The sequence below is a fragment of the Lacinutrix sp. YIN62 genome, from assembly GCF_057219185.1.
Window position 1 is genome coordinate 54,544 of record NZ_JBXVVH010000012.1, and the last position, 13,107, is coordinate 67,650.

General features: G+C 33.4%; 9 protein-coding genes. All 9 read left to right on the top strand.

The window, feature by feature from the left end:
* The 9 genes from AC2D8I_RS09595 to argS all read left to right on the top strand — a co-directional run bounded on the left by AC2D8I_RS09595 (position 1) and on the right by argS (position 13,103).
* Positions 1-1,599, top strand: coding sequence for a 2-oxo acid dehydrogenase subunit E2 (locus AC2D8I_RS09595; protein ID WP_484705784.1), 1,599 nt, complete (start codon positions 1-3; stop codon positions 1,597-1,599).
* Between the two features lie 117 nt (positions 1,600-1,716).
* Positions 1,717-2,670 carry a M28 family metallopeptidase gene (locus AC2D8I_RS09600; protein ID WP_484705785.1) on the top strand — a complete coding sequence of 318 codons (954 nt, stop codon included), beginning with the start codon at positions 1,717-1,719 and terminating at the stop codon, positions 2,668-2,670.
* The gene (locus AC2D8I_RS09605; protein WP_484705786.1) at positions 2,663-3,346 is read left to right on the top strand and encodes an SDR family NAD(P)-dependent oxidoreductase; all 684 of its coding nucleotides are present in this window, start codon (positions 2,663-2,665) and stop codon (positions 3,344-3,346) included. The genes AC2D8I_RS09600 and AC2D8I_RS09605 overlap by 8 nt, the downstream gene beginning before the upstream one ends.
* 68 nt (positions 3,347-3,414) lie before the next feature.
* Entirely contained in the window at positions 3,415-6,207 is a 2,793-nt protein-coding gene (locus tag AC2D8I_RS09610) for a T9SS type B sorting domain-containing protein (RefSeq protein WP_484705787.1), read from the top strand.
* Positions 6,208-6,290: 83 nt separating this feature from the next.
* On the top strand, positions 6,291-7,208 hold the full coding sequence (locus tag AC2D8I_RS09615) for a PorP/SprF family type IX secretion system membrane protein (protein ID WP_484705788.1): 918 nt from the start codon (positions 6,291-6,293) through the stop codon (positions 7,206-7,208).
* Position 7,209: 1 nt separating this feature from the next.
* Positions 7,210-9,225 (top strand): OmpA family protein, encoded by a 2,016-nt coding sequence (locus tag AC2D8I_RS09620; RefSeq protein ID WP_484705789.1) that lies wholly within the window; start codon positions 7,210-7,212, stop codon positions 9,223-9,225.
* 93 nt (positions 9,226-9,318) lie between these two features.
* Complete coding sequence (locus tag AC2D8I_RS09625; protein WP_484705790.1) at positions 9,319-9,873, top strand: thioredoxin family protein; 555 nt, start codon at positions 9,319-9,321, stop codon at positions 9,871-9,873.
* Between the two features lie 234 nt (positions 9,874-10,107).
* Positions 10,108-11,046 carry a citrulline utilization hydrolase CtlX gene (gene ctlX, locus AC2D8I_RS09630; protein WP_484705791.1) on the top strand — a complete coding sequence of 313 codons (939 nt, stop codon included), beginning with the start codon at positions 10,108-10,110 and terminating at the stop codon, positions 11,044-11,046.
* 266 nt (positions 11,047-11,312) lie between these two features.
* Positions 11,313-13,103: an arginine--tRNA ligase gene (gene argS / locus AC2D8I_RS09635; RefSeq protein ID WP_484705792.1), complete on the top strand. Its 1,791-nt coding sequence runs from the start codon at positions 11,313-11,315 to the stop codon at positions 13,101-13,103.
* Positions 13,104-13,107 lie beyond the last annotated feature (4 nt).

Consider the following 13,107-nt stretch of genomic DNA (forward strand, 5'->3'; position numbering starts at 1 on the left):
ATGGCTACAGTAATTAACATGCCGCGTCTAAGTGACACGATGGAAGAAGGAACCGTTGCCTCTTGGTTAAAGAAAGTAGGAGACAAAGTAGAAGAAGGGGATATTTTAGCCGAAATTGAAACAGACAAAGCAACGATGGAGTTTGAGTCTTTCAATGAAGGCGTTTTACTTCATATAGGTGTAGAAGAAGGGGATACTGCTAAAGTAGATACACTTTTAGCAATTATAGGTGCAGAAGGAGAAGATATTTCTAAACTATTGAGTGGCGATTCTGTTAAAGAAGAAACAATAGAAACACAAGAAAAAGATGAGGTGAACACGCCTACTCAAGAAACGACAGCGCTTCCTGAAGGAGTAATTGTAATCACTATGCCAAGATTAAGTGATACAATGGAAGAAGGTACTGTCGCAACTTGGCTAAAAAAAGTAGGTGAAACTGTTGAAGAAGGAGATATTCTTGCTGAAATCGAAACCGATAAAGCAACAATGGAGTTTGAATCTTTTAATGCAGGGACATTATTACATATAGGATTAGAAGCCGGAGATTCAGCAAAGGTAGATGCGCTTTTAGCAATTATAGGCCCTAAAGGAACCGATGTTTCTGCAGTTGCTAAAAACTTCAAAATAGGAGGTACTACTGATTTAAAAACGGAAGCCCCTAAAGCAGATTTAAAAGTGTCGGAAACAGTACCTGTAAGTACAGAAGTAGTGGATGTTCCAGATACAACAAATGCCTCTAGTGGGCGTATATTTGTGTCGCCTTTAGCTAAAAAAATGGCGGAGGAAAAAGGGATAAACCTTGCTCAAGTTAAAGGTTCTGGTGAAAATGGGCGAATTATTAAGCGTGATATAGAAGGATATGTTCCTACAGCAGGTCAATCTGTTGTACCGGTTGCTAAATTTGTAGCATCGGGTCAAGAAAATTTTGATGAAGTGAAGCATTCGCAAATGCGTAAAGTAATAGCTAAACGTTTGGCCGAATCTAAATTTACAGCACCTCATTACTATTTGAATGTAGAGTTCGATATGGAAAACGCTATAGCTTTCCGAACACAATACAATTCGATACCAGATACCAAAATATCGTATAACGATATGATTGTTAAAGCATGTGCTTTAGCATTACGTCAACATCCACAAGTTAATTCACAATGGATGGCAGATAAAATGAAATTAAATAACCATGTGCATATAGGAGTAGCTGTGGCTGTAGAAGATGGTTTGGTTGTTCCTGTTGTTAAATTTGCAAATGAGCAAACATTGCCACAAATTGGAGCAGCTGTTAAAGATTTTGCAGTGAGATCTAGAAGTAAAAAGTTAAGCCCTCAAGAAATGGAAGGCAGTACATTTACGATTTCTAACTTAGGAATGTTTGGTATTGAAAGCTTTACTTCGATTATAAACCAGCCTAATTCGGCTATTTTATCAGTGGGTGCAATCGTAGAAAAACCAGTAGTGAAAAACGGACAGGTTGTTGCAGGTAATACAATGAAATTAACTTTAGCTTGCGATCATAGAACAGTTGATGGCGCAACTGGAGCACAGTTTTTGCAAACCTTGAAAGGATACATTGAGAACCCAGTAACAATGTTAGTCTAATGAAATTAGATATAATAATCTATAAAAAATCCCAAGCCAATTCGTTGACTTGGGATTTTATCTTTAAAAAATAAATATAAACGGAACCTTGCTTTAGGGGATAAAATAATAACAGATATGAAAAAAATAATTGTATTAGGTATCGCATTAGCCTTTTTTGGATGTAAAACGTCTAATAATAAAGGTTCTGAAAAGTCAAAAGAGGTAACGCTAACAGCCTTAGAGGTAAAAACAACAGTTGCATTTTTAGCCTCAAACGAGTTAAAAGGGCGAGAAACAGGTTCTCAAGGAATAGAAAAATCTGCAACATATATAGAAGAACAATTTAAATCTTTTGGAATAAAACCTTATTTTGAAACTTATCGTGACCCCTTTAAAGCAAGAGATTTAGATGCTTTTAATGTAGTCGGTTACATTGAAGGGAATGATTCAAAGTTAAAAAATGAAGTTGTTATTATTGGAGCGCATTATGACCATATTGGTCACGCTAAAGCGGTTGATAATGATTCAATAGCAAATGGTGCTAATGATAATGCTGCGGGAACAAGTGCGGTATTAGCAATAGCAAAATATTTTGCGGCAAATAAAAATAATAAACGTAGCTTAATGTTTGTGCTGTTTTCAGCTGAAGAGATGGGCTTGCTGGGCTCTAAACATTTGGCGAAAAAATTAAAATCCGAAGACCTGAATTTGTATACAATGTTTAATATCGAAATGTTAGGCGTACCTATGGTAGATAAAGATTTTCAAGCTTATATCACGGGGCATAAATTGTCTAATATGTCAGAGAAATTAAACGATTATACAAAAGATCCAAAGTTTATAGGGTTTTATGAAATGGCAGAGACTTATCAACTTTTTAAGCGATCAGACAATTATCCTTTTTATTTAGAGTTTAATGTGCCAGCACAAACAATTTCAACATCAGATGATTATGTGTATTATCACCATGTTGACGATGAGATTGATAAGTTAGATTATGAGCATATGGCAAGCGTAATAAGTAAGCTTATTCCTGCAATTAAAAAAATGACGAATACTCCAACGCGAGAAATTAAGATGTATGACTAAGAATATTGTAATAACGGGAACAAGCAGAGGTATTGGCTTTGAATTAGTCCAATTGCTAGCTGGCCAAGGACACAAGGTATTAGCGCTATCCCGAAATAAGGCGAAAATAGAAGCTTTAAACCTTAAAAATGTATATGCTTTTGCTTTCGATTTATCTAACACTAAAGATTATGAGAACGTAACACAATTTGTTGAAAAAGAGTGGGGACATGTTGATGTTTTAATCAACAACGCAGGGACCTTATTAAATAAACCTTTTTCAGAAACAACAATGCAAGATTTTGAAACAGTATATAAGACTAATGTTTTTGGGGTCGCAGAAATGATAAGAGTCTTACTTCCTTTTTTTAATAAGGCTAGCCATGTTGTAACCATAAGTTCTATGGGCGGTGTGCAAGGGAGTATGAAATTTCCTGGATTATCATCTTATAGTTCCAGTAAAGGTGCAATTATTACTTTAACAGAATTGTTAGCCGAAGAGTATAAAGCATCAGGAATTGCTTTTAATGTGCTAGCATTAGGGGCGGTACAAACAGAAATGCTTGAGGAGGCTTTTCCTGGGTATCAAGCCCCAATAACAGCATTAGAGATGGCAGAATATATTTCGAATTTTTCATTAAACGGGCATAAGTATTATAACGGAAAACTATTACAGGTTTCAAATACAACACCATAGAATCAACAGTATCACTTGTATTTGTTAAAGGAATGTCTATATTTGCGCAAGCTATATACCATTTGATTTTGAAAAATTTATTTAGAACCCTAATTCTACTGTTAATAGTATTTCCTTTTTATAGTAATGCGCAATGTAATTTAGTAGAGACAATTACTATTTGTGATATGTCACAAATAGATTTTAATAATGATACCACTCCTGATGGGATTATTAACCTGTATGATGAGTATACCAATGCCACAGGAAATATATTACAAGTAGGAACCTGGTTTGATCCAGGGTTTAATTTTGCGTTGAATCCACTTACAGGCGATTTGTCGCTGTGGGATTTAGATAATGCATCGGAAGCATTAACAGATTACCAATTTATATTAACTAATACTAGTTGTGGAGCGACTCCAGCTGTAACCATTAACCTTATTCTTGGTCCATTTTCGGGAATTGCAATTCCCACTATAAGTACAAATGCAGTTAATGTAGAAATTTGTGACTCCGGAGACGATCCTTGTGGATCGATTGCTAATTACGACCTGTATCAAGTATTATTATCTACACCAAGCCCACATTTAAATGGCGTTTGGTCTTATGAAGGGACAAGCCCTAATTTTTTAGGAATTGATGGGAATAGATTCTTAAATGTCGATGTACCATACCAGCCAGGGATTCCTTTAGTAGACCAAGAAACATTTGAGCTTATTTATACCGTTCCAGGTATTACGCCTTGTTCCGTAGCACAAGAAACAAGAGTTAAAGTTTCTGTGGTTAGAGAAGTAAGATCCGGATCTGGAAACGCACTTAATATTTGTGAAACAGAATTAATAGCAGGAGATTTCGATGCTGTTAACCTAAGAGATGATGACTTTTTAGTAGGTGAAGACATAGAAGGAGTTTGGCTTTTTGAACAAGATCAAACAGGTCAAATCTCTAATCCTGGAGATTCTGTTGTCGATTTAGGTGCCGTTTATGATAATTTATATCAAACGAACCCTAGGTTTGGATGTCAAACTTATGATTATGTTTATTTTGTAGAAAGTAGATCAACAGTTTGTAGCGATAAAACAAGTACTGTAAGTTTTACGTTTTTTGAAAGTTTAAGAGCTTTCCAGCAAAATGCAATGTTATCAGAGTTTTGTGTTGGCGATGAAAGTTTATCTACCTTAAACTTATACGATTTATTGGATTTTACTACAGAAAATGGCGTTTTATACGATTATCCTAATAATTCTTGTACAAATTGGACTCTTGTTTCTGGCTTGTCAGATTTAGAATTAGTAAGTAATTCAGGAGACTTATGTAACCCTAACCCAAGTTATACTTCTTTAGGAACTATTAATTTATCAAATTTAACTAATGCTCAAGCTGGAACTTACGTTTTTGAATATACAGTGCTTCCTGAATATAACTGTAGTGTTTCTCAACCGGAGGTTATTTTTGACACTCCAGACGGATGTAGTTCTTCTGAAAATGAGAACCACCCTTGTCAAGCAGAATCAGGGCAAGTAACTATTATTATACACCCTAAAAATTATGCTGGGGAAAATACAGATACCTTAGAGTTTTGTGAATCAGAAATAGGGCCTTCAATAAATCTAATATCTTTATTAACTACAAACGGAATAGATGACCCTATTTATCAAGGAGGGTTTGGAGTATGGACCGATATTACTACAGGAGCAACTATTACTAATCCTTTTATATTACCTGAAATAAACGGATCACAAACATTTAATTTTAACTATAGTACAACAACAGCGAATAGTTGTGTAGACGATGCTAATTTAACCTTTACAGTATATGAATCTTATGAGGCTGGTATAGGGAATGCTATTCAAGTTTGTAATAACGATACTATATTTAATTTATACGATCTTTTAGCAGGTAGTCCCAATCCTAATGGAACCTGGACTGGACCTAATGGTTTTGCTTCTACAAGTAATACTGTAATGTTTAATCCAGAAACATTTGATGCAGGGAACTATGTGTACAGTGTCCCCGATAATGTTTCAAATATGGATTCCAATATTGTAATCTGTTCAGGCGATCAAGCTACAGTTTCTATAGCGGTGTTTCAACAAGCTAATTCAGGCGACAATGTTCAAGAAGTATTATGTTTAGGGAATTATTCTCAAAATCTGATCGAGCTTTTGGATGCTTTTGCAAATACAGGCGGACAGTTTTTAGATTTAAGTAATACAAATGCGTTAGTTGATAACATCTTAGATGTCTCATTATTAGCTACAGGGGTGTATAATTTTCAATATCAAGTTCAAGAGAGTCCTGTTTGTGATATGACAACATCACAAATTACAATAACTATAATAAGTACCTTATCTCCAAGTGTAGAAGATCATACTTTTTGCATAGGGCAAGGCGCAACATTATCAGATATTGAAGTGATGAATGCTGTTGATTACAATTGGTATGCCTCTGAAGATTCAACAGAAATTTTGTCTTTGAATACGGTTTTGGCAAATAATGAAGATTATTATGTTGCAGCTATAGGTGATAATGATTGTGAATCTACAAGAGTAGCTAGTACAATTACATTAATACCCTTTGGTGCAAATAATTGTGAAGATTGCATAAGTGATGGTGTTTCTGCAAATAATGATAATGAGAATGATGTTTTAGATTTATGCAATCTCCCAGAAGTTTTTCCAAATTTCGAAATAATCATTTTTAATAGATACGGAACTAAAGTGTTTGTAGGGAATAACAGCACACCGCTTTTTGATGGGACTTCTAATCAATCCTTATCCGTTGGAAACGAACTTCCTTCTGGCGTTTATTTTTATGTTTTCGATCCTAAAGATGGAACAACAGCGCCATTTCAAGATAATTTTTATTTAAACAGGTAATTACCATACAAATAAAGGCTTGAGTTTAAGTTTTCTAGCGTAAAGCTATTGGTGAAAGAACTCAGCAGTCAAAGATAAATAACATGAATTTACAGGTCAGACTAAAACTCTTTATAATACTATTAATAGGCAATGTATCTGCATATGCACAGCAAGAGCCGCAATACACTCAATATATGTATAACATGAGTATTGTAAATCCTGCATATATGATTAACGAACCCGCTCTAATACAGGTCGGTAGTTTATACAGATCACAATGGGTAGGTATTGAAGGAGCTCCAAAAACAACAAATGTTTTTGCACACATTCCATTGAATGATAAAATAGAATTAAGTGTTAATTATTTGAATGATAAAATAGGCGATGTACTAAATCAAAATGTATTTAATATCGATGTTGCATATAAGATAACATTAGCAAACGATTTAAATGTTTCATTTGGAGTTAAGGCAGGAATAGATGCGCTAAATTTTGATTTCTCTAATACAAATGTAAGTACTGACTTAGATTTTGTAAATAGAAAAAAAACAACATTTAATTTTGGAACAGGAGTGTATGTTTTTAAAGAACATTATTATGTAGGATTATCATCTCCAAACCTAGTCCCCAGTACAATAGATTTAGATAATGAACCTTTATATAAAAATAAACCACATTTGTTTTTAATTGGAGGTTATGTTTTTGATGCCACAGATAACCTAAAGATAAAACCATCTGCTGTAGTTAAACACGTTTCTGGAGTGCCTTTATCTTTCGATATTTCTTTAAATGGCTTGTATAATGAAACCTTTGAATTAGGAGTCGCTTATAGATATCAAGATGCCATCTCTGCTTTAGCAGGATTTAATGTTACTCCTAATCTTAAAATAGGATATGCTTATGATTTTAATACAAGTGCTTTAAATGATTTTAATGATGGTAGTCATGAATTTATATTGTTATACAAATTCGACTTATTAGGATTAAGCAAAACTTATTCATCTCCAAGATTCTATTAGTATGAGAAAAAGAATTTTAATTATTACCACTTTAGTATTTTGTATACAACTGTCTTTTGGACAAAAAAAAACTAGAGCAGATCGTTTTTTTGAAAAAGAAGATTACATACAAGCTGCCAACTACTACGAAAAAGAAATCGCAAAGCAAATTACTAAGCCTATCTTAGAGCGTATAAGTGTTTCTTATTTTAATACCTTTCAATATCAAAAAGCCGCTCGTTATTTAAAATTATTAGTCCACGGGAGATTTCCTGAAAAGAATAAAACGTATGATAATGAGTATAATTTTAAATTATATCAAGCACTATCAGCTTTAGGAGATTATGAAGCGAGTTTAGACTATTTTAAATTGTATAAAGACCGATTAGGAGATGGCTTTAATAAAGACAATGCAATTACAGTCATTGAAGAATTTAAATTAAGAGAGCCCGATTATGAAGTCTCTACAGTCAATTTCAATTCAGAAGCTTCAGAATTTGGAGCGGTTAAATGGAATGATAGCGTTTATTTTACGTCAGATCGAAAAGATAATAAGTTATTCTGGAAAAAATACAAATGGACACACCAACCGTTTTTAGATATATATGCTGTTAAAGTAACTGATGAATTAGACGCGGTAGGAGCAGTTAAGTCTTTACCAAAAGAAATAAACTCTAAATTACATGAAGGAAATTTCTGCTTTTCCAAAGATGGGAATACACTTTATATTTCGAAGAGTAATTATACAAATGGAAAAAAGAAATTTGATGGGCACTCCAACAATAACATCCATTTATATAAGGCCGTTAAGAAAGGTGGAAGCTGGTCTAAATTAAGAAAACTGTCATTCAACAAAAATGCGTATTCATATCAACATCCCGCGCTAAGTCCAGATGGAACTAAACTTTATTTTTCTTCCAATCAAAAAGGGGGAATCGGAGGATTCGATTTATACTATGTAGAGATAAAACCCTATGGCTATGGTAAACCAATAAACTTAGGGGAAACAATAAATACAGTAAACAGAGAACATTTTCCTTTTATATCAGAGGAAGGGCATCTGTTTTTTTCATCTAATGGTCACTTAGGACTTGGAATGTTAGATGTTTTTGTGTCAGAATTAATTGACGATACTTTTAGTATACCTGTAAACTTGGGAGCTCCTATTAATTCGAGTTACGATGATTTTAATTTAAATTATTTTAATAAAGAAGAAGGTTTTTTTGCCTCTAATAGAAAGCAAGGGAATGACGATATTTATAAGTTTAAACAAGAAGGGGCTATTTTTATTAGGGAATATAATAATATATTTGAGGTTAGAGATGAAGATACCAAAGCATTTATTCCCAATTCTAGCGTATTGCTTGTTTCTTCTAATAACGAAATAAACTATGAGAATATTTTAACTGGCGATGCCTTTTTTAATACCAATTTATTAGCTGGTAGTTATACTTTTAAAGCCGAACATGAGGCGTATATCACGCAAGAGATTAGTTTGAATGTACTAGAAGAAGACGATCAAAAACATGTGATCTATTTAAAGAAAATACCAGCGCCAGATCCTATCGATTTGATTATTGCAGAAAAAAATATAGATAAAAACCTAAAAGAAGAGGATCCAGATAAATTTGAGTTACTTACAGATACAAATGGCCCTCCAGTTATCGAAAAAGATGGAAAGCTCTTTTTTGAGTTAGAACCTATTTATTTCGATTTTAATATGTGGGATATTAGAGCAGATTCTAAATTGGTTTTAGATAAATTAGTTGAGAAATTGGAACGTTTCCCTAATGTTCATCTTAAAATTAATTCACATACAGACGGTAGAGGGACTGTACGTTACAATCAGATATTGTCTGAACGACGTGCAGAATCAACACGAAATTATATTGCTTTAGAAGGTTATATTAACGCTAGACGATTACAGTTTAAAGGCTTTGGAGAATTGAAACCAATCATTCCGTGTCCATTAAATAATTGTACAGAAGAAGAACACCAACTTAATAGAAGAAGTGAATTCGAAATTATAAAATATTAAGCTAGACAATTTCTATCTTTAGAATCTTTTTTAAATTTTATACCTTCTTCTATAAGTAGCCTTTTATTATTTTTACTTTAAAATATTACGATTATGGCATTAACACCATCGAATCCGTTTCCAATAGGTACGAATGCACCAGAGTTTAAGCTGCCTGATACTATTTCAGGAAAAACGTTGTCGCTTCAGGAATTAAAAGGCGCAAAAGGAACTGTTATTATGTTTATATGTAATCACTGCCCTTTTGTAGTTCATGTAAACACAGAGTTGGTGAATTTAGCAAATCATTATAGAGAAAAAGGAATAGAGTTTGTAGCTATTAGTAGTAACGATGTAGATAATTACCCTCAAGATAGTCCAGAATTAATGCAGGAAATAGCAGAGCGTTTGGAATATCCCTTCCCTTATTTGTATGATGAAACTCAGGAAGTAGCGAAAGCTTATGATGCTGCATGTACTCCAGATTTTTATGTGTTCGATGCGCATTTAAAAGCGACATATCATGGCCAATTGGATAATTCAAGACCTGGAAATGAGATGCCATTAACAGGAGCAGATATTCGAAGTGCATTAGATGCTGTTTTAGAAAATAAATTACCTCTAGAGATACAAAAACCAAGTATAGGTTGTAATATTAAATGGAAATAAATTAAAAACGTATTAACTGTCAAGGTCTTTTACAAAATTGATTTATTTTTTAATTAATAAAAGTAAACAGGCGACCAGATGTTTTAATGTGCAAATAGTATTAGAAACAGTGTTAAAACGAAGTCTTGTTTTTGATTGGATTTTATTTAGGTGCTTAAAAAAAAGAGAAACCCTTTGAAAAAAAGAGACAATATATGGAGCATAGTCTCTATTTTTGTATTTTAAATAGAGATTATGCAACAAACGACAAATACTATATTAATGATTCGTCCAATAAACTTTAGGATGAATGAACAGACCGCTGTAAATAATTACTATCAAAAAGTAATAGATAATCTACTACCAGAAACGGTTAATGTAAAAGCACAACAAGAATTTGATGCTTATGTAGAAAAATTAAGAGGAGTGGGTATTAATGTAATCGTTGTAAACGATACCAAAGCACATGATACACCAGATTCTATCTTTCCAAATAATTGGGTTTCTTTTCATGAAAATGGGAATGTAGGTTTGTACCCTATGTTTGCCGAAAACCGCCGTTTAGAACGTCGAGAAGATGTGTTAGAAGTATTAGAGAAGGAAGGGTTTAAGATTGAAAATATAATCGATTATACATCGGCTGAAGCAGAAGATATTTTTTTAGAAGGAACAGGAAGTCTGTTATTAGATCGTAAAAATAGAAAAGCATATTGTGCTTTATCGCCGCGTGCAGATGAAGATTTATTTATAGAGTTTTGTGAAGATTTTGAGTTCACTCCAGTCGTTTTTAATGCAAACCAAACGGTAGATGGGAAACGTAAAGCTATTTATCATACGAATGTAATGATGTGTTTAGGAGAGACCTTTTCTGTGATTTGTTTGGATTGTATCGATGATAAAAAAGAACGTAAACAGATTGTAAAAAACTTAACAGAAGACGGTAAAGAAGTTATAAGAATTACAGAAGATCAGGTTGTTAACTTTGCAGGGAATATGTTGCAGGTTAAAGGCGCAGATGATGAGTTATATTTAATTATGAGCCAGGCAGCCTATGATTCGTTATCTCAAGCGCAAATAAAAATTATAGAAAAACACTGCAAAATACTTTCGAGTTCTTTAGATACTATTGAAGCATGTGGGGGAGGAAGCGCACGATGTATGATGGCAGAAGTGTTTTTACCAAAAGAAGAATAGCTTGTATTACATTTGGTGACGTTCTAGAGTAGCGTTGCAGAATTATAAAAGGTGGTGATATAAATTGCTGCCTTTTTTTATGGACTATTAATATCGAAAATAAGACTAAATCAGCTTATTAAATGACTTAAATCTATAACTAACGGAATTTTTAAAAGCTAGCTTTACCGCAAAGGTTTTTTTAGTTCAAGGCTGTTATTTCATCAAAAAACCTATAATATACAAACAATAAAAAGACTATCTTTGTCGGTCTAAAATCAATATAAATGAGCCTTCAAGCGATCTTATTAAATCACGTAAAACAAGCAGTACAAACAATTTATAATGCAGAATTACCGACAGTAGAATTTCAAGCAACTCGTAAAGAATTTGCAGGAGATATCACAATAGTCGTATTTCCTATGTTACGTGTTATAAAAGGTAACCCTGTTCAAATAGGGGAAGCCATAGGACAATATTTGGTAGATCATGTAGCTATTGTTACTGGTTTTAACGTGGTAAAAGGCTTTTTAAACATCGAAATAAAGGATGTGTTTTACATTAATTTTTTCAATTCGGTAAAAAATGAAGATACTTTTGGATTTGTTTCAGCTAAGCAAGAGGATAAAGCCGTAATGGTGGAGTACTCTTCTCCAAACACAAATAAACCATTGCACCTTGGACACATTAGAAACAACTTATTAGGTTATAGTGTTGCCGAAATTATAAAAGCTTCGGGAAAGAAAGTCTACAAAACACAGATTATTAACGATCGCGGCATTCATATATGTAAAAGTATGCTGGCATGGAAACGTTATGGAAAGAACGAAACTCCAGAAAGTACAGGCTTAAAAGGAGATAAGCTGGTTGGGAATTATTATGTGAAATTTGATCAGGAATATAAAAAGGAAATAGCAGTATTAGTTTCAGAAGGAAAGACAGAAGAGGAAGCTAAAAAACAAGCACCTATTTTGGTTGAAGCTCAAAAGATGCTTCTTAAGTGGGAAGCTGGAGATAAAGAAACGGTAGCCTTATGGGGAATGATGAATCAATGGGTTTACGATGGATTTGACGTTACTTATAAAAATTTAGGCGTCGATTTCGATTGTTTATATCATGAAAGTAAAACCTACCTTTTAGGAAAAGAATTTGTAGATCAGGGCCTTAAAACGAAAGTGTTCTTTAAAAAAGAAGACGGCTCGGTGTGGTGTGACCTTACAAGTGATGGCTTAGATGAGAAGATTGTACTACGTAGCGATGGTACTGCGGTTTATATGACACAAGATATCGGTACTGCAATTCAGCGCATAAAAGATTTTCCAGATGTAGGAGGAATGGTTTATACGGTAGGAAATGAACAAGATTATCATTTTAAAGTCTTATTCCTTATTTTGAAAAAATTAGGATTCGATTGGGCTAAGAATTTGTATCATTTAAGTTATGGGATGGTAGATTTACCTTCAGGTAAAATGAAGAGTAGAGAAGGTACAGTAGTAGATGCAGATGATTTATTGGTAGAAATGGCAACAACAGCCGGAGACATTTCTGAAGAATTGGGGAAACTAGATGGATACTCCAATGCCGAAAAACAAGAGCTATACAAAACGATTGGATTGGGAGCTTTAAAATATTTTATTTTAAAGGTAGATCCTAAAAAACGCATTTTATTCGATCCAAAGGAATCCATAGATTTTAATGGAAATACAGGGCCTTTTATTCAATATACTTATGCCAGAATACAATCGATATTACGTAAAGCAGCTTTAGATACGGAAGCAATGTCTAGTCCTACAGCAGAGACCACTATGTTGCATGCAAAAGAAAAAGCATTACTCAAACAAGTGCAGTTGTTTCCAGAAGCAATACAAAATGCAGCTTCACAGCACAGTCCTGCATTGATTGCAAATTATACTTACGATTTGGTTAAAGATTTTAATTCATTCTATCAGAATGTACAAATATTAGGAACAGGTAATACAAAAGAAAAAATATTTAGAGTGCAATTATCAAAACTGGTATCTAACACGATTAAAAATGCTTTTTTACTTTTAGGGATTAATGTGCCCGAACGTATGTAAATAT

Bases quoted from the DNA above. Each gene is read 5' to 3' on its own strand.
- AC2D8I_RS09595 (WP_484705784.1), top strand. From the start codon at position 1: ATGGCTACAGTAATTAACATGCCGCGTCTAAGTGACACGATGGAAGAA.
- AC2D8I_RS09600 (WP_484705785.1), top strand. From the start codon at position 1,717: ATGAAAAAAATAATTGTATTAGGTATCGCATTAGCCTTTTTTGGATGT.
- AC2D8I_RS09605 (WP_484705786.1), top strand. From the start codon at position 2,663: ATGACTAAGAATATTGTAATAACGGGAACAAGCAGAGGTATTGGCTTT.
- AC2D8I_RS09615 (WP_484705788.1), top strand. From the start codon at position 6,291: ATGAATTTACAGGTCAGACTAAAACTCTTTATAATACTATTAATAGGC.
- AC2D8I_RS09620 (WP_484705789.1), top strand. From the start codon at position 7,210: ATGAGAAAAAGAATTTTAATTATTACCACTTTAGTATTTTGTATACAA.
- AC2D8I_RS09625 (WP_484705790.1), top strand. From the start codon at position 9,319: ATGGCATTAACACCATCGAATCCGTTTCCAATAGGTACGAATGCACCA.
- ctlX (WP_484705791.1), top strand. From the start codon at position 10,108: ATGCAACAAACGACAAATACTATATTAATGATTCGTCCAATAAACTTT.
- argS (WP_484705792.1), top strand. From the start codon at position 11,313: ATGAGCCTTCAAGCGATCTTATTAAATCACGTAAAACAAGCAGTACAA.